Origin of the sequence: Chitinophaga caseinilytica (assembly GCF_038396765.1) — a bacterium.
GTDB classification, from domain to species: Bacteria; Bacteroidota; Bacteroidia; order Chitinophagales; family Chitinophagaceae; genus Chitinophaga; species Chitinophaga caseinilytica.
Genome location: NZ_CP150096.1, coordinates 547,643 through 565,798 on the forward strand (window position 1 = coordinate 547,643; position 18,156 = coordinate 565,798).

Annotated in this window: 17 protein-coding genes and 1 pseudogene; 8 read left to right on the top strand and 10 right to left on the bottom strand. The window is 53.4% G+C overall.

The features are described 5' to 3' along the window. Window positions 1-32: 32 nt before the first annotated feature. From WJU22_RS02270 to WJU22_RS02280, 3 genes are all read right to left on the bottom strand, one after another. On the bottom strand, window positions 33-2,849 hold the full coding sequence (locus WJU22_RS02270; RefSeq protein WP_341841673.1) for a TonB-dependent receptor: 2,817 nt from the start codon (window positions 2,847-2,849) through the stop codon (window positions 33-35). A 156-nt stretch (window positions 2,850-3,005) separates the two neighbouring features. Continuing rightward, on the bottom strand, window positions 3,006-3,359 hold the full coding sequence (locus tag WJU22_RS02275; RefSeq protein WP_341841674.1) for a hypothetical protein: 354 nt from the start codon (window positions 3,357-3,359) through the stop codon (window positions 3,006-3,008). A gap of 106 nt (window positions 3,360-3,465) precedes the next feature. Further along, window positions 3,466-4,293, bottom strand: coding sequence for a UDP-2,3-diacylglucosamine diphosphatase (locus tag WJU22_RS02280; protein ID WP_341841675.1), 828 nt, complete (start codon window positions 4,291-4,293; stop codon window positions 3,466-3,468). Between the two features lie 215 nt (window positions 4,294-4,508). On the opposite strand from WJU22_RS02280, the gene WJU22_RS02285 reads away from it, so the two are divergent. The 8 genes and pseudogenes from WJU22_RS02285 (at window position 4,509) to WJU22_RS02320 (ending at window position 11,193) form a co-directional block, all read left to right on the top strand. Further along, window positions 4,509-5,159, top strand: coding sequence for a DUF47 domain-containing protein (locus WJU22_RS02285; RefSeq protein WP_126244265.1), 651 nt, complete (start codon window positions 4,509-4,511; stop codon window positions 5,157-5,159). A gap of 19 nt (window positions 5,160-5,178) precedes the next feature. Next, window positions 5,179-6,186 (top strand): inorganic phosphate transporter, encoded by a 1,008-nt coding sequence (locus tag WJU22_RS02290; protein ID WP_341841676.1) that lies wholly within the window; start codon window positions 5,179-5,181, stop codon window positions 6,184-6,186. A 224-nt stretch (window positions 6,187-6,410) separates the two neighbouring features. Further along, window positions 6,411-7,270 (top strand): annotated as a pseudogene (rfbA, locus tag WJU22_RS02295) (glucose-1-phosphate thymidylyltransferase RfbA). A gap of 12 nt (window positions 7,271-7,282) precedes the next feature. Beyond that, the gene (gene galE / locus WJU22_RS02300) at window positions 7,283-8,314 is read left to right on the top strand and encodes a UDP-glucose 4-epimerase GalE (protein WP_341841677.1); all 1,032 of its coding nucleotides are present in this window, start codon (window positions 7,283-7,285) and stop codon (window positions 8,312-8,314) included. Window positions 8,315-8,356: 42 nt separating this feature from the next. Beyond that, complete coding sequence (locus WJU22_RS02305) at window positions 8,357-9,319, top strand: transketolase family protein (RefSeq protein ID WP_341841678.1); 963 nt, start codon at window positions 8,357-8,359, stop codon at window positions 9,317-9,319. Window positions 9,320-9,468: 149 nt separating this feature from the next. Further along, the gene (locus WJU22_RS02310) at window positions 9,469-10,020 is read left to right on the top strand and encodes an RNA polymerase sigma factor (protein WP_341841679.1); all 552 of its coding nucleotides are present in this window, start codon (window positions 9,469-9,471) and stop codon (window positions 10,018-10,020) included. A gap of 38 nt (window positions 10,021-10,058) precedes the next feature. Next, window positions 10,059-10,685: a hypothetical protein gene (locus WJU22_RS02315; protein WP_341841680.1), complete on the top strand. Its 627-nt coding sequence runs from the start codon at window positions 10,059-10,061 to the stop codon at window positions 10,683-10,685. A gap of 58 nt (window positions 10,686-10,743) precedes the next feature. Next, the gene (locus WJU22_RS02320; RefSeq protein WP_341841681.1) at window positions 10,744-11,193 is read left to right on the top strand and encodes a hypothetical protein; all 450 of its coding nucleotides are present in this window, start codon (window positions 10,744-10,746) and stop codon (window positions 11,191-11,193) included. Between the two features lie 33 nt (window positions 11,194-11,226). On the opposite strand, the gene WJU22_RS02325 is transcribed toward WJU22_RS02320, so the two are convergent. From WJU22_RS02325 to WJU22_RS02355, 7 genes are all read right to left on the bottom strand, one after another. Next, window positions 11,227-11,571, bottom strand: a complete 345-nt coding sequence (locus WJU22_RS02325; RefSeq protein ID WP_341841682.1) for a nuclear transport factor 2 family protein — start codon at window positions 11,569-11,571, stop codon at window positions 11,227-11,229. Beyond that, the gene (locus WJU22_RS02330) at window positions 11,568-12,320 is read right to left on the bottom strand and encodes an MBL fold metallo-hydrolase (RefSeq protein ID WP_341841683.1); all 753 of its coding nucleotides are present in this window, start codon (window positions 12,318-12,320) and stop codon (window positions 11,568-11,570) included. Before WJU22_RS02330 ends, WJU22_RS02325 begins: the two co-directional genes overlap by 4 nt. A 23-nt stretch (window positions 12,321-12,343) precedes the next feature. Then, a complete protein-coding gene (gene rodA, locus WJU22_RS02335; protein ID WP_341841684.1) occupies window positions 12,344-13,630 on the bottom strand; it encodes a rod shape-determining protein RodA in 1,287 nt (428 codons plus the stop codon). Window positions 13,631-13,654: 24 nt separating this feature from the next. Further along, window positions 13,655-15,619 carry a penicillin-binding protein 2 gene (mrdA, locus tag WJU22_RS02340; protein WP_341841685.1) on the bottom strand — a complete coding sequence of 655 codons (1,965 nt, stop codon included), beginning with the start codon at window positions 15,617-15,619 and terminating at the stop codon, window positions 13,655-13,657. A 34-nt stretch (window positions 15,620-15,653) separates the two neighbouring features. Then, window positions 15,654-16,163 (bottom strand): rod shape-determining protein MreD, encoded by a 510-nt coding sequence (locus WJU22_RS02345; protein WP_341841686.1) that lies wholly within the window; start codon window positions 16,161-16,163, stop codon window positions 15,654-15,656. Then, window positions 16,160-17,059 (bottom strand): rod shape-determining protein MreC, encoded by a 900-nt coding sequence (gene mreC, locus WJU22_RS02350; protein WP_341841687.1) that lies wholly within the window; start codon window positions 17,057-17,059, stop codon window positions 16,160-16,162. Before mreC ends, WJU22_RS02345 begins: the two co-directional genes overlap by 4 nt. Before the next feature lie 66 nt (window positions 17,060-17,125). Continuing rightward, window positions 17,126-18,148, bottom strand: a complete 1,023-nt coding sequence (locus WJU22_RS02355; protein ID WP_126244279.1) for a rod shape-determining protein — start codon at window positions 18,146-18,148, stop codon at window positions 17,126-17,128. Window positions 18,149-18,156: the final 8 nt, after the last annotated feature.

Here is an 18,156-nt window from a genome sequence, read left to right on the forward strand (position 1 = left end):
CGGCGTTATGAAATTGTTACTGTATCGTCGTATTATTTATTCTTTCCCAAACCGAACTGGTAAGTGAAATTCAGCGAAATGTTCGTACCAGGGCGGAGCGTGTTGATAATCTGGTCTACGTTCTTGCTGTACGCCTTCTTGTTGTCGTTGTTCTGATAGAAGATCAGCTTCTGGTTCAGCAGGTCGCTCACGTTCAGGCGCAGTTCACCTTTCTTGTTCATGATCTTTTTACCGATCTGAAGGTCGATCAGATCGCGGCCTTTTTCGTAAATGTGCTCATACCCATCGAAGCCTACGAGGTAAACGCGCTGCCCCATTTTGTTGTACAGCAGTCCGAAAGCGAGGTCGGTTTCAGGATTCACGTACTGGAGGCCGGCGTTGACCAGATAAGGGCTCTGGCCCTGCAGGCCGCGCTGCGACAGCGTTTCAGATGCAATACCCTGAAGGTCTACTGAAGAGTGAATGTAGGAGAAGTTTGCAAATGCGGTGGTATTGGCGAAGAAAGGCTCGCTGGACATGAAATCCAGCTTCTTGCGGAACTCCAGCTCAAATCCGTACGACTGTGCGCTGGGCACGTTCTGGAACAGGATCTGGCGGCGGTTGGGCGTAGAACCCGGGTCAACGATCTGCTCGATCGCGTCTTTGAAGTGCTTGAAGAACACGGAAGCCGTGATAGCCTCTCCTGCACCGGGGTACAGCTCGTAACGGAGGTCAGCGTTGGTGATGAGGCCGCGCTTCAGGTCGGGGTTACCGATCATGGAGCTGAAGGTCACGAAATCGTAGAAGGAAAAGTAGCTCAGCTCGCGAAGCTCAGGACGGGATACCGTTCTGCTGCCGCTCAGGCGGATATTGGACTTCTCGTTCACCGCATAAGAAATGTTGGCGCTGGGCAACACGTCAAAGAAGGTAACATCCTGTTTTACGCGCTTGCCGGAGAAATCGGCGGTGCGAATGAACTGGTAGTACGATTCGCCACGGGCGCCCCATACCACACGTACCTTATCACCGATCTTGTTGTCGAACTGCACATAACCAGCCACGAGGTCGGAAGTAGCTTTGTATTTGTCTGAGTTGTTCGTGATCTCTTCGATACGGAGGCCATTCTCGCGAATGTTGGCGGGAGCGAAAATCTGCCCCGGCTCCATCGACAGGATCGACTGGTCGTAACCGGTCTGGTTGGCGGCATATCCGAGAACGCGTGCGCTGAAGTCGCGCTCGCGGTACAGTTTCTGGCCACCGAGCTTCACGCTTTGTTTAACACCGGCGATGTTAAAAGGAGCGGTCAGCGATCCCATCGCGCCTACGCCATATTCTTCCAGGTTCGACCAGAAGCGGGATACGTTACGGGCCACGGAGTTCACGGGGATCATGGCTTCGTAGATATTCTTGCTTTCGTTCAGCTTATAGGTCAGCACCTTCATGTCGGGCTGGTCGCGGTTGGTCAGCGAGTAGTTTACGTTCCAGTCCAGTCTCCAGTCGCGTGCGTTCAGCTTGTGGTTGCCTTCGAGCTGGGAGTTCAGCATCGTTTTGATCGTCAGGTCCTGGCCGTAAGCTTTCAGGTCGCCGATGTCGGTGCTGTTACCGGAGCGGTAGATATAGTTGTTGTCGAGGATGCGGTTGAAGATATTCTTGAAGGAAATCTTGTTGTTGCGTTTCACGTAAGTGAAGTTGGCGATGGCGCCGAGGCTGGTGTTGTATTTGTACAGATCTTCCGCGAAATTGATGCTGCGCACTTTCCCGTCCTCATAATCCGCTCGCTCACCTTTCTGGATGTTTTCGGAATTCCGGTAGGTAACGGAAATGATGCTGCCGAAAGAACCATCTTTTTTCAGGCGGATGCGATTCCCCCAGGTAACCTGGTAGTTCTGCGCAGGCAATGCTTTCCCCTGGTCGGAAACCGCCCAGTTGTTCTTGAATTCGCGGCTCAGCGACAGTTTCTGATCGAGGTTGAGCGCGCTGTATTTTTGTCTGGATGAAGGGAAGGAATTCGGCAGTTCGCGCAGGCCGTCGTCGAACGTCAGCCAGTCGGTTTTACCACGCTCCATGCCCTGGGTTTCCTTGAAAGTGGTCTGGCTGTTGTAGCCGAGGCCGATATTGAAGGAGATGAAATTTTCGGTAGGGATATCCTTTGTATATACCTGGACCAGGCCACCGGCGAAGTCGGCGGGCATCTCGGGAGATGCGGTCTTGTTGATAATGATGTTATCGATCAGGTTGGAAGGAATGAGGTCGAAGGAGAAGGCCTTACGGTCCGGCTCGGTGCTGGGCAGCATGGCGTTGTTGATGGTGGCGGTATTGTAACGGTCGTTGAGGCCGCGTACGATAATATATTTGTTATCCTGGATGGATGCGCCGCTCACGCGTTTGAGCACTTCTGAAGTATTGCGGTCCGGGCTGCGGCGGATGCTTTCGCCGGAGATGCCGCTGGAAATGCTGGGGTTGTTTTTCTGGGCAACGAAGAGGGCGTTGATGGTTTCCTGTTTGTAGGAACCGCGGATCACCACTTCCTGCAGGTCTTTGGATTTGGGCTCGTCCAGCGCGATGTCGAGGTTGGCGGTTTGCCCGGCCTTTACCACCACGTCTGCGATAGATTTGGTTTGGTAGCCCATGTATTTGAAGTCGAGCGTATAAGTGCCGGGAGCCACCTGGATGAGGTAGCGGCCTTCTACGTCGGTCACGGCGCCTTTTGAGGTATTCTGTACCATCACTGTCACACCGATCAGCAGTTCGCCCGTTTTCTTGTCAGTCAGTTTCCCGGTAATTTTCCCGGACCCGTCCTGCGCGAAAGAAGGAAGGCAGGCGATGCATAAAATCCCGATAATTTGTACAGCAGTAATAATGCGTTTCACGTATTTGTGTGTTGATTACGGCCGCAAAACTACCATGGTCGAATTATGCCAATGTTAAGCCAATATTACCAGAATGTTAATTGTTAAGGAATCATTAAAAAATCATTAACGATGCCCCCGAAGCGCGGTGGATAAGGTTTTCAGCCGCAAAACCGTTTATATGGCGGGGTTTCCGCCCTGGCGCAGGAGCCATTCGATGGAGAGGTCGACGCCGCGGGCGGGCGGTTTTTCGGAACAGGGCGGCAGTTGGAACAGCCGGAGGCTTTTATTCATGAAGGGTTTGGAATCCTGGTTGCACAGTTCGATGGAAAAATGGAATTTTTCTTCGACTTCTTCTTCGAACTCGCGGAGGCTGAGGGTTTCGTCTATAGGGAATTCGATCATGTCCTCTTCTTCGAGGCCGGCTTCACGAAGGGTATTAAAACCGTTTGCCAGGGTATGACGGATATACACCGCGGCGTTGCAGTGGAGGAGCCGCTGTATCTGCATCTGTAACAGGGATATCGTCATGAGTGGGTGTAGCTTGAGCGTCTTCATCTAGTATTCGGATCGGTTACGCAAACTTATCCGTTCAGGGTTACCTGAATATTAAGCAAACGTTATAAATGTGTGAAAATTAACGTGTGAAGGAAATCGAGCGGGCCACGGCGCTCCATTCGAGCTGGAGGGTTTCATCCTCTTCCTCCACCACCGGCGCTTTCTTTTCGGCGTGGCGGTACAGGTCCCACCGCCCTTCCGTGTACTCCAGGGCGGTGAGGCTCTCTACCCAGTCGCCCGAGTTGAGGTACGTCACCGTCCGCCCGTTCACCTGTTCTTCGCGGATCACGGGTTGGTGGATATGGCCGCAGCAGACTACGTCTATTTCCTTGTCTGCCGCGATTTCCACCACCGTCTGCTCGAAATCGGAGATGAATTTGACGGCCTGTTTCACGCCGGCTTTCACTTTCTGGGAGAACGACATTTTTTCGCGGCCCATTTTCTCCAGCATGTGGTTTACGAGGCGATTGAGGATGATGAGGAGGTCGTACCCTTTTCCACCGAGCTTGGCGAGCCATTTGGAGTTTTTCATGGTAACGTCGTACACGTCGCCATGGAAGAACCAGTGCTTCTTTCCGTCTACATCCAGGATTAATTTATTGTCTATCAGGAAGTTACCTAATCCGAACCCGGCATATTTGCGGAGGGCTTCGTCGTGGTTGCCGGTGAGGTAATAGACATCGGTGCCTTTGCCCATCATTTTGAGGATGCGGCGGATGACTTTGGTGTGGGATTTCGGGAAGTAGCGTTTGCTGAACTGCCAGATGTCGATGATATCGCCGTTGAGGATGAGGATCCTGGGCTGGATGGAGTCCAGGTATTGGGCGAGCTCTTTTGCGTGACAGCCGTAGATTCCGAGGTGGACGTCGGAAATGACTACAATATCCAGTGGTCGTTTGTCTGACATTTGTTGGTTTATGGGCGCTTTTTCAACTTTTTTACATAAAAAATGTTAATTATATGATTGAGCTGAAAGGCGCCAGGATTCTATCACAAAGGAAAAAATGCTATATTACTTTCATATTAATTCAATGTTACCAAAACATTAATTCTCTTTTTTTCTGGCGCCATTTCTTTTAGAAAACTAATTTTGCGGCAAATTTTCAACAAACACAAACATTTATGGGAGGCTTTAATTCTATTGTGAAACTGTTCATGCCGAAAGACAGGGTGTTCTATTCACTTTTCGAAGATGTGGCGGCGAACCTGGTGGAAATGGGTAAAGTGCTGGTGGAGCTGGTGGAAACCAAGGACCCGGTGATCCGGAAAGATAAAGTAGTCCTGATCGAGCGGCTGGAGCACAAGAACGATGACCTGACGCATCGCATATTTGTAGAATTGGGGCAGAACTTCATTACGCCTTTCGACCGGGAAGACATTCACTATCTCGCCTCTACGCTGGACGATGTGGCGGATTACATCCATGGTTCGGCCAAGCGTATCGACATGTACAAAGTGGTGGAAATCAATGACAGTGTTCGCAAACTGGCTGATCTGATCAACCAGGGCGTGGCGGAGCTGGCCAAAGCGATCCCCGAGCTGCGCAACATGAACAATATGCGGGCCATCACGGATGCGTGTGTGAAGATCAACAGCCTGGAGAACCATGCCGACGATATTTACGACCGTGCGATCGCGGATTTGTTTGAGCAGGAAAGCAATGCGGTGGAGCTGATCAAGATGCGCGAGATCTATCAGGCGCTGGAAATCGCTACCGACAAGTGCGAAGATTCCGCCAACGTGATAGAAACCATCATCATTAAATATGCTTAGCCGCTAATCCCGACAGCTCATGACATTTCTGGTAGTCATCATTATACTGGCATTTATATTCGATTACATAAACGGGTTCCACGATGCGGCCAATTCCATTGCCACGATCGTGTCCACCAAAGTACTGACGCCGTTCCAGGCGGTGCTGTGGGCCGCGCTCTTCAACTTTGCGGCGTTCTTCGTTTCCAAATACATTTACGGTGAGTTCAAGGTGGGCAATACCATCGCCAAATCCGTGTTCGAGGAGTTCATTACCCTGAAGGTGATCTTTTCCGGACTGGTGGCGGCCATTACCTGGAACCTGCTGACCTGGTGGTACGGCATCCCGTCCAGCTCCTCCCACACGCTGATCGGCGGGTTTATCGGGGCGGCGGTAGCTAACGCCCATGGGTCCTTTGCCGTGATCAACTTTTCCAAAGTATTGCCTACGGTGTATTTCATCGTGCTGGCTCCTTTCATCGGCATGGTGGTGGCATTCATCATTACCGTGTTCATCGTCAACGTCTCCAAACGGGCCAATCCGTACCGTGCGGAAAACTGGTTCAAGCGCCTGCAGCTGGTATCTTCCGCCGCATTCAGCCTTGGCCACGGCGGTAACGATGCGCAGAAGGTAATGGGTATTATCGCCGCGGCGATGGTGGCCCATGGCAGTATCGGTCATTTGAAAGACGTGCCCGACTGGGTGCCGTTCGCCTGCTTTACGGCCATTGGCCTGGGTACGCTGAGCGGTGGCTGGAAGATTGTGAAAACGATGGGTACCCGCATCACCAAGGTGACGCCGCTGGAAGGGGTGAGCGCCGAAACGGCGGGTGCGATCACGCTGTACATGACCGAAAGCCTCGGTATCCCGGTGAGCACCACGCATACCATTACCGGTTCCATCATCGGGGTGGGCGCCACCAAACGTCTTTCGGCCGTGCGCTGGGGGGTGACGGTGAACCTCCTCTGGGCCTGGATCCTCACGATCCCCATCAGTGCAGCCCTGGCCGCGGTGGTGTTCTTCATCGTGAACTTCTTCGTGAAATAAGATTTTCGATCCCTAAATAGAAAAGCCGCCTTCCCGGGCGGCTTTTTTTATGGCCCCGGCTTTTTTTCATGACAGTTCCGCATGACAAATCCCCGACCCAGCGGTGCCCCGGCCCTGCAAAACGGGCGAAGGTGCGTTAGATAATTGCATTAAATCCCAAAATATTAGGGGGAATCCATTTGGTTCGACTATTTTTGTGCCTCCAAAAACCTGATTTTTAAGCCATGAAAGGAATTATTCTGGCAGGGGGCTCCGGGACCCGGCTCCACCCCATCACCTACGCGATCAGCAAGCAGATCATGCCCGTTTATGATAAACCGATGATCTATTATCCCCTTTCCACCCTTATGCTGGCTGGGATCCGGGAAATTCTCATCATCAGCACCCCGCACGATCTTCCTGCCTTTCAACGACTTTTCGGTGATGGCAGCCATATCGGTCTTCAGCTTTCCTATGCGGAGCAACCCGAGCCCAACGGCCTGGCACAGGCGTTCGTCATCGGCCGGGAGTTCATCGGGAAAGATCCCGTGGCCCTGGTGCTGGGAGATAATATCTTTTACGGCGCAGGCCTCGGCGGCCAGCTGGCCAACAACACGGCCCCCGTCGGCGGCATCGTTTACGCCTATCATGTGGCCGACCCCGAGCGTTACGGCGTGGTGGAATTCGACAGCAATATGAAAGCCGTTTCCATCGAAGAAAAGCCGGCAAAGCCGAAATCCAGCTACGCAGTGCCCGGGCTTTACTTTTACGACAACGAGGTGGTGGAGATCGCCGCCAACCTGAAACCCAGCGCCCGCGGAGAATACGAGATCACAGACGTCAATAAGGTATACCTTGAAAAAGGCCGCCTGCAGGTGTCTATCCTCCCCGTGGCACGGCCTGGCTCGATACCGGCACCTTCGATTCCCTTATGCAGGCTTCCCAGTTCGTGCAGGTGATCGAACAACGGCAAGACATCAAGATCGCCTGTATAGAAGAGATCGCCTGGCGGAAGGGCTTTATCGACAACGAACAGCTCCAAAAACTCGCGCAACCGCTGTTGAAAAGCGGTTACGGCACATATTTGATGAATCTGATTAAATAAACGTTATTCTGTATGCAGAAAGTCCTTGTTACGGGCGGTTGCGGATACATTGGGTCCCATACCATCGTAGATCTGATCAACAACGGCTTCGACGTGGTATCGGTCGACAGCAACATTCGCAGCTCCACAAAACTCCTGGAAGGTGTAGAAAAAATCACGGGCCGGAAGATCCGCAATTATAAAGTGGACCTTTGCAACCTGGAAGACACGAACGCAGTTTTCCACGAAAACCGCGACATCGTGGGCGTTATCCACTTCGCGGCCCTGAAAAGCGTCGGCGAATCTGTAAACGAGCCGCTGCTGTATTTCCAGAACAACCTGACCTCCCTCATCAACGTACTGAAATGCATCCGGGAATTCAACGTTCCCAACTTCGTATTCTCCTCTTCCTGCTCCGTGTACGGCAACGCTACCGATCTGCCCGTGGTGGAAACCACCCCGCTCGGCGAGGCCCAGAGCCCCTACGCGCGCACCAAGCAGATGGGCGAACAGATGATCGAAGACTATAGCCGGGTGAACGCGACCAACAGCATCCTGCTGCGCTATTTCAACCCCGTAGGCGCGCATCCCTCCGCACTGATCGGCGAATTGCCCATCGGCAAGCCCGACAACCTCGTGCCGGTGATCACGCAGACCGCCATCGGAAAAATTCCGAAACTGACCGTTTTCGGGACCAAATACAACACCCGCGACGGCTCCTGCATCCGCGATTACATCCATGTGATGGACATTGCCAACGCCCACACCAAGGCGCTGCAATACCTCATCGAAAAACGCAACGCCGGCAACCTGGAAGTTTTCAACCTCGGTACCGGGAACGGTGTTACCGTGCTGGAAGCCATCCAGGCGTTCGAGAAAGTGTCTGGCATGAAGCTGAATTACGAACTGGGCCCCGAGCGCCCGGGAGACGTGATCGCCATCTACGCTAACAATAATAAGGCGAAGACCCTGCTGGGCTGGGACCCGCAGATCACCATCGAAGACTCGATCCGCACGGCCTGGCAATGGGAAGTTGCGCTGCGCGACCGTGTTTTACAGAATTAATTTATTTTATTTTCTAGCTTTGCGACACAAATTTCTGGCATTATGGTAAAAGACATACAAGTACTGAACGAGAAGGAAACCCGCGGCGGATTCGGCGAAGGTATCCTCGAAGCAGGCAGAAGGAACCCCAACGTGGTAGCCCTCACGGCAGACCTGGCCGGCTCCCTGAAACTGCAGGCGTTTATCAAGGAATTCCCCGACCGCTTCGTACAATGCGGTATCGCGGAAGCCAATATGATCGGTGTGGCCGCAGGTATGACCATCGGCGGCAAAATCCCCTACACTACCACTTTTGCCAACTTCTCCACCGGCCGCGTGTATGACCAGATCCGCCAGTCGGTCGCCTATTCCGGCAAAAACGTGAAAATCTGCGCATCCCACGCCGGCCTCACCCTCGGCGAAGACGGTGCTACCCACCAGATCCTCGAAGATATCGGGATGATGAAAATGCTCCCGGGCATGACCGTCATCGTTCCCTGCGATTTCAACCAGACCAAAGCCGCCACGATCGCCATCGCCGATTACGAAGGCCCCGTGTACCTGCGCTTCGGCCGCCCGAAATGGCCCAACTTTACGGCGGAAGACCAGGATTTCCAGATCGGAAAGGCCCAGGTCCTCAACGAAGGCACCGATATTACCCTCTTTGCCTGCGGGCACCTCGTATGGAAGTGCGTGGAAGCCGGCCGCATCCTCGAAGAGAAAGGCTATAGCGTGGAACTCATCAATATCCACACCATCAAGCCGCTCGACGAAGCCGCCGTTATCAAATCCATCACCAAAACCGGCTGCGCCGTTACCGCTGAAGAACATAACGTGCTCGGCGGCCTGGGAGATTCCATCGCGCAGGTAGCAGCCCGTCACAACCCCATTCCCATCGAATACATCGGTACCAACGATACTTTCGGGGAAAGCGGCTCGCCCAAAGACCTCCTCAAGAAATATGGCCTGGACACTCCCCAGATCGTAGCGGCGGCAGAGAAAGCCATCGCCCGGAAAAAGGGATAAAATTCATAGAAGCGTTAAACCTTCGGCGGAAAAAACCATCTTATAGGTGGTTTTTTCTGTTTTTACAGCAAACCCGGACCACGGATTATGGTTATATTAGTTCAATATACCGCATGCTCCAACGGTAACCGCTCATTAGACAACCGCCTATGGCTGTAACGCAAGAAGATAAAGAATTACTGGCGCTATTCGGGCACCCGGACACACGGGAGAAAGGTTTCACCCTCATCGTCAGGAAGTATCAGGAAAGGCTCTACTGGCACATCCGCCGCCTCGTCATCGATCATGACGATGCGAACGACGTGCTGCAAAACGTGTTCATCAAAGTCTGGAAAAACCTCGACAATTTCCGGGAAGACGCGCGGCTCTACACCTGGCTCTACAAAATCGCCACCAACGAGTGCCTCACATTCCTCGACAGCCTCAAGCGGAAAGCCGCCATATCCCTGTCTGACGTGGAATCCGGCCTCAGCAACAAACTCCAGGCAGATCCCAATTACGATCCCGCAAAGATCGAATGGAAACTGCAAAACGCCATCCTCAGCCTGCCGGAAAAACAACGCACCGTTTTCAGCTTACGATATTACGATGAAATGCCATACGAGGAAATGAGCCGCGTGCTCGACACCTCCGAAGGCGCCCTAAAAGCCTCGTATCATCATGCCGTCAAAAAAGTGGAAGAATTCCTAAAAAATAATTGAAATTAAACCATTCGCCTGCCGGATGGTCTCAAATATGTATGTCGCAAAAAGGAAAAGATATCGCTGATGAACTGAACCAGGTGGCTCCCCACCTGCCCGAAATGGGCGGGATGCCGGATTTCTACCTGCCGGACGACTATTTTGCGCAGTTCCCGAAACACCTCCTCAAACGGATGCGGGAAATGGACGGGCACGACGAAGTGACGGAAGAACTGGAAGCCATCGCTCCCTTCCTCGCCCAGCTGCCCCGCAAAACAGCCCCCTTCCACACGCCCCACGGGTATTTCGAAGGGCTCGACCGCGATATGATCCAGGGCAGCGGCAACGAGCCCGTTACCAAAGTGGTTTCCATCAGCAAAAGGATCCGGCTGTTCAAACGCTGCCTCGCCGCCGCAGCCATCGCCGGTGTAGTGGTGGTTTCCGCCATCTGGGGCGCCAAACAATGGACCGGCAACTCCATCGACCGCGAGCTCGCACAGATCAGCGACCAGGAAATCGTAGATTTTCTCCAGTTCCGGTCCGATGAGTTCGACGATGATAATATATTTGCGAACGTATCTTTCGAAGAAAGCATGCCATCCGTGCTGCCGGAAGACCTGAGCAATGAAGAAATTGAAATCCTGCTGGAAGACAACCTTTTGCAGCAGACACAGTTAAATAATTGATAACCAGATGAAACGGATCAAGTTGATTGGGGTATTGTTCGGATTCATCCCCATTTTCATGCTATCGGCTTTAGCCGTGCGCTCGCAGGACGCGCCAAAGGAATCGGGGGAAGATAAAGTGAAATCCCTCGAAATCCTCTACATCTCCCGCGAACTGGACCTCACACCCGAAGAAGCCCAGAAATTCTGGCCGGTTTACAAGCAATATTCGCATGAAGTGAATGACCTGATCTCCGAACGCCGGAAAAAATCGAAAGAGCTCAAAACCAAACCGCGGACCGACGAAATGGCGAACGAAGCCCTCGACCGTGAACTGGGTTTCGAGAAACGCATGCTCGACATCAAAACGAAATATAAAGGCGAATTCCTCAAAGTACTGCCCGCCAAGAAAGTCTCCGGGCTTTACCGCGCGGAAAGGGAATTCCGCTCGATGATGATCCGCCAGCTCAAGGAGCGCCGCGAAAACCGGGCGATCAATAATCCGAAAGGAAACAAACACCGACCATAAAAAAAGCCCTCCGTTCCGGAGGGCTTTTCGTTTTTATTGTTCCTTATAGTGGGCTCTCACTTCCTTCACCTTCCCATTTCCATCCACCACCATCATCTCGGCCGCCAGGCGGTTACCAACGCTTTGGTAATACAGCGTCACGGAATCCACGCTTTCGAGCACATGGTAGAGATCGAAGTGCAGCTCCGGATAAGCCACTAAAGCCCTTTCAAAATAGGCTCTCAGCGCGGCTTTACCGGTAATACGGCCAGAGGGGTCGTTGTTGATGCGCTTGATGAACGGCGAATAGAAAACGATGTCGTCGGCATAGTGTTCCATGATGGCGTCGAGGTCGTGGTTGTTCCACGCCTGCACCCAGGCTTCTGCTAAATGGTTCATATTTGGAATTTTGTGGTGGGTTGTTTCGTATCGTGATAGAACAAAAACGTCCAGTCGCCGGCCTTTCCGCGTTCCATATACTCCTGCCGCAACTCGCTCGCACGCTTGCCGTCGTAATCATATTTGGCTACGAAGCGGCTCCGCATCTGGGAAATCTGCGGCGCTTCGTCTCCCCCGAAAAATACTTTGTCTTCCCCGTCATCTACCAGGAAAACCTGGTGGTAAGGGCAATGCCCGCCCGACCATTCATAATGGATATACCCGTCTATCGTGCCTTTCCCTTCGGTAAACACCACATTGTCCCGCTGTGCGAGGAGGTCAAAATCTTCTTTGTGGTAGGATTTGCCGTCGTTCGCGAAAGCGTAATCCAGCTCGGGTTTGGACACGTAATAAGTGGCGTGGGGGAAGCTCAGGCTGCGTTCGCCCGTTACGGGATCGGTGGAAATGACGCCGCCGGAATGGTCTTTATGCAGGTGGCTCATGAGCACCTTGGTCACTTCCATGGGATTGATCCCGTTATCGATAAGGTTTTGATGCAGTTGTAAAATACCGTCGGGATTGCGGAACCCCAGGCCCGTGTCCATCAACAGAATATCCCGGTCCGTTATCACAAGGAAAGGCTGGATCTCTACCAGCAACGAACCGGCAGGGCGGTCTTTGAGCTGGTCTTTCCGGTCGTCGAAGGGTACAAATTGCTTGGTTCCGTCTACTGTAAAGCTTCCTTCCGAAAGCGGGATAATGCGTGCCATTATACAAATGTAACGATTATGCCCTATCGCAGTACCATCTGCCGGTCTGCATCGAGGCGCAGCATGATGAAGATGAGCATGGTGAACGTCATGAGCGACGAACCGCCGTAACTCACCAGTGGCAAGGGAATCCCGATCACCGGCGCCAGACCGATGGTCATCATGATGTTGATGGCCAGGTGGAAAAAGATGATGGAAGCCACGCTATAGGCATAGACGCGACTGAAGGTACTTCGCTGTCTTTCGGCGATGAAGATGATCCGGAAGAGCAGGGAGACGTAAATCCCCAGGAATATGATACTGCCGACAAAGCCGAAGTCTTCGCCGATGGTACAGAAAATGAAGTCGGTAGATTGTTCCGGCACGAAATCGAACCGGGTTTGGGTGCCTTTGAGGTACCCTTTCCCCCAGAACCCGCCCGAGCCGATGGCGATCATGGACTGGCGGGTGTTGTAAGTGGCCTTGGGGTCGTTTTCCTGCCCCAGCATCACATAAATACGGCGCACCTGGTAATCTTTCAGCACATTGGTGAACACGAAAGGCACCACGTACATGACGAATGAGGCGCAGAACGCCCAGATACCGATGATCAGCGCCAGGCGCGATTTGTTCCTTCTGATCTGGAAGCGGTTGAAATATACGACCAGCGCGGCTACGCCGGTGAAAATGTAGAGGAGGATGAACTTGTCGACCAGCAGGGCGCTCAACACCAGCACGATCCCCGAGAAAGCGATCACGAGCAGCACACCGGGCAGCCCTTCGCGGAACATCACGAGGAAGAACGCGAAATACACGAGCGCAAGACCGGTTTCATCCTGCAGAATGATGATCCCCAGCGGCACCAGTACCATGGCCACGGCGATGAGCCGCGATCGGAGCTTGGTGAAATCCGTTTCCATCGCCGATATGTATTTCGCCAGGGCCAATGCGGTACATAGTTTGGTGAATTCCGCGGGCTGGAACCGGAAACCGCCCAGTTCGAGCCATGAGTTGGAGCCTTTCACCCCCGTTCCTATGGCCAATACCACGAGCAGCAGCAAAATACCGAAGGCGTAGAAAAGGTTGGCAGTGGCGGTGAAGAATTTGGAGTCGGTGAGCCAGATACCTGTTGCCAGTACGATAGACACGCCAAACCACAATACCTGCCTGGCCCAGTTTTTATTCTGGTGCAGGAGGTTTTGGATCACCTGGTCGCCCTCCCGGTATTCCGCGGCGAATATCGCCAGGAAGCCGATGAATACCAGTGCGAGGTACATCCCGAGAACGGGCCAGTCGATGCCTGCGGTCAGTTTCGCTTGTGAGCGGTTCATGTTATGGGTTTGCGCGTTTTGTTTTTAGTGTCCTGTAATTTTCCGCATGATCACGGCTCCTTCGGCGCCAGCGTATTGCACGCTGTTGAGGGAGTCGAGCTTCGATTTATTCTTGATTTCCGACGAGAACGTATTTGTTTCCAGCATCCTTTGCAAGATAGGCCTACGTTTCGCAGAAATAGTATCCGTCAGGTATTTTTCCATGAGAATGCTGGCGATGGGCACGGCGTAGGTGGAGCCGAACCCGGCATTCTCTACTACTACGGCGATAGCGATCTTCGGATTATTTTTCGGTGCGAACGCCACAAACAACGAGTGATCTTTCAGTTTCACCATTTTTCCGTCAACGCGCGTCGTATTCTCCGCCGTTCCGGTTTTTCCGCACACTTCAATCCCTTCGATCTGGGCGCCACGGGCCGTACCATGGGTCACCACATCTCCCATGCCGTCTACTACAGACTGGAATGCCGCGCTCGAAATATGCGCCACCGAGTGTTTTTCCTTATACTTTTTCAGCTTGTCGGACTTATCGTTGTCGATAGATTGAACGAAATGCGGAATATAATACCAGCCGCGGTTGGCGATGATGCACATTGCGTTGGCAAGCTGAATGGGCGTTACGTTGAGTTGCCCCTGTCCCATACCCACATACATTTCGGAGCAGGAATTCCAGACACCGCGATACACGCGGTTCATACGGGCCGTATCCGGTACGATACCGGGTTTTTCGGATGGAATGTCGACCCCGATCCTCCGGCCAAGCCCCATTGCGTAGAGGTATTCCACCCATTTGGCTTGCCCGTTTTTGGTGCCGCCCCATTTCTTGTTATCGACAGACAGGCGGTAAACATGCATGAAATAACTGTTGCAGGAATTCGCCAGGGCGGTCCGCATATTGGCGGCGTGACCTGGGTTGCTGTGGGTACAGCGGGAGAAACGGCCGCAAAGTCCGTACCCACCATGGCAGGGGAACCCGAATTCCGGGCCGATCACACCTTCGTCCAGTGCAATTAGCCCTGTGATGGGCTTAAAGGTAGAGCCCGGGGGATAATATGCCTGGATAGGCCGGTTGTACATCGGCTTCACGGTGTCGTTGAACAGAATGCCCAAGTTACGGGCCCGGTAGGCCCCTGAAAGCAGATTCGGATCAAACGAAGGCCCGCTCACCATAGCGAGGATCCCGCCGGTGGAAGGGTCGATTGCCACGATGGATCCGATCTTTCCTTTCATCATATTTTCTCCCAGTACCTGCAATTCTATATCCAGCGACAACCGCAGGTTTTTGCCCGCTATGGCCGCCGTATCAAAGATACCTCCTTCCAAAGCGCCTTGCGGCCGGTTCAGATTGTCTTTTACCAGGTACTGAATACCGCGTTGTCCCATCAAAATATCTTCATACGTACTTTCCAGCCCCGTCATCCCGATATAATCCCCCTGCTGGTAAGCACCGTATTTGCCGGTGGTATCGCCTAGCATATTGGGCGAAATTTCGCTGATGTACCCGAGGAAGTTGGCGCCCACGCCGTAGGGGTACGAGCGCACGGGGCGCTGAACCAGTTCGAAGCCGGGCTGGAAGAGGTACATACTTTCCTGGAGCTTGCCGTACATGTCGGGCGAAAGCAGGCTGGCGAATACCGACGGGCGGCGGGGCCCTTCGCGGTTCCGCGCCACCTGGATGCGGCGGTTGAATTCCTTCATGTCGATATTCAGGATTTCGCACATGTATGCCGTATCGATCCCTTTAACGTTGATAGGCGTTACCATGAGGTCGTACAGCGCCTCGTTGCGCATCACGGCTCGGCCATGACGGTCGTACACGATGCCGCGGCTGGGGTAGATCACCTTGCGAAGGTGGGCGTTGGCGTCTGCCAGTTTGGAATATTTCGTTTCCACGACCTGCAGATAAAACAGTCTCGCCACGATCACCAATACGGTGCCGAGCATGATGAACTGGATGACGCGCCTCCTGGACTGATTAAAAACGGACATGGCAGGTTCCTGGATTTATGACTTTTATGGCTCCCTATTTCCTGCTGAAAAACAACAGTTCGTAGATCAGGATCAGCAACAAACTGGCTGTGGTAGACAACAAGATCTTCGTCAACAGGTACAGGGGATCAGCAAAACTGAAAACGGACAAACAAAAATACGCGATGTGATGCAAAAGGACCATCACGGTCACATAAATCGCGAACTGGGAAATGCCCATCGTGGTAACGGAGGGCGTGCGCTGGGGGCCTTCGAAGCCGCCCTGCGGGCTGAGGATGTTGAGCACGAACGGGCGCAGGTAAGCGATGAATACGCAGGCTGCGGCGTGGATGCCCATGGAATCGGAAAACATGTCGAGCGTGAGGCCGAGCAACAGGCCCAGGAACTGGAGCGCCGGGCGGGGGATGTTGAAGGGCAGCAGCAGGATGAAGAGCATGTAGAGGTAAGGGTTCACCATCTGGTGCACGAGTATCCGGTCCAGCACCAGTACCTGGAACAGGATCAGCAAAATGAATCGGATGATATTTCTTAACAGTATGCTCATTTCAACATTTTGCGTGTCGAATCCTCCAGCCGCTCCTGCTCGTCGCGCAGCAGGTTCTCGATGACGTACACGTATTGCAGGTTGTAAAAATTAGTGGCCAGTTTGAGGCGGATGGTAAACGAGGTGCTCGCTTTCTCGCCGACGTAAAAGGTGTCGATGTACCCGATGTTCATGTTTTCGGGGAACACGGCCGAGAAGCCGCTCGTCACCACGGTATCGCCCTTGTGCAGCTTGGCGCTGCGGGGCACGTCCTTCATCGTCACATGCCCGCCGTCGTACCCGTCCCAATACACCGTTCCGATCTCGCCGGAGTTTTTGAGGCGGGAGCTGAAGCTGAAGGAAGAGGTGCTGCCGCTGGATTTGGTGAGCAGGGAGATGATCACGGCATAGTTTTCCGAAGCCGTTCTCACCACGCCTACCACGCCGTTAGGCCCGATCACGCCCATGTTGGGGCGGATACCGTCTTTGGAACCGCGGTTGATGGTGATGAAGTTGACGGGCTTGTTGACGGAGTTGTTCACGACTTTGGCGCTGCGGTAGAGGAACTTGCGGACCTCCGTGCTGAGGAGCTTGCGGGCCGTATCGTTGGTAAATTTCCGGAGGGTGTCAAATTTCACCTGGGAAGCCGTGTCTTTTTCCTCGAAGCTGGTAGGCAGTTGCTGGAGCAGCGCGAGGTTTTCCGACACGAGGCTGTCGTTGGTGGATTTGAGGTGGAAATAATACTGGATATCGTTGTAGCGGGTGTACAGTTTGCCGGAGACGCCGTTGGCGGAATTGAGGTAAACGGTACGTTGGAAATTATTGGTCCGGAAAACGAAAATCAAGCAAATCACTTCCAGCAGCAAAAACAGAAAGAAGTTGAAGTACCGCCGTAAGAAAATGATCAGATTGCGCACTGGATACGAGTCTAAGGATTCCGGATATCATCCCGGCATGCCTGGGGCAAGCCGGGATGTGTTTTTTTATTGCATCAGGAAAGGATACTTGCCGATGTGTTTCAGGGCAATGCCGGTGCCTCTTACTACCGCGCGCAGCGGATCGTCTGCTACATGAACGGGCAGTTTGATCTTCTGGCTCAGGCGCTTGTCCAGCCCGCGCAACAGGGCGCCACCGCCGGTGAGGTAAAGGCCGCGGCGGTAAATATCCGCTGCCAGCTCGGGCGGGGTGGTTTCCAGTGCTTTCAGGATGGCTTCCTCGATCTTGAAGATCGACTTGTCCAGCGCTTCGGCGATTTCCTGGTAAGATACCATGATCTGTTTGGGGATACCGGTCACAAGGTCGCGACCGTTCACGGGGATGTCGTCCGGTGGATTGTCCAGCTCTTTCAGGGCAGACCCGATCTGGATCTTGATCTGCTCTGCCGTGCGCTCACCGATGAGCAATGAGTGGTAACGGCGAAGGGCTTCCATGATGTCGGCCGTAAATTCGTCGCCCGCGATGCGGATAGACTGGTCGCACACGATCCCTGCGAGGGCGATCACGGAGATGCCGGTAGTACCGCCTCCGATGTCGATGATCATGTTACCGACCGGTTCTTCCACGTCTATACCGATACCGAGGGCCGCAGCCATCGGTTCGTGGATGAGATACACTTCCTTGGCACCCGCCTGCTCCGCAGAGTCGCGCACCGCGCGTTTCTCCACTTCCGTGATGGACGACGGGATGCAGATCACCATCTTCCAGCTCGGGGCGAACAACGGCTTCTTGGGATAAACCATCTTGATCAGCTCGCGGAGCATCCCCTCTGCCGCATTAAAGTCTGCGATCACACCGTCTTTCAGCGGACGGATGGTGCGCAGGTACTCGTGCGTTTTTTCGTGCATCATCATCGCCTTCTTGCCTACGGCAACGATCTTTCCACTGGCCCTTTCTATAGCCACGATGGAAGGTTCGTCTACCACCACCTGATCGTTATGAATGATCAGTGTATTGGCGGTACCGAGGTCAATTGCAATCTCCTGAGTTAAAAAGTTAAAGAAGCCCATTGTTTGAT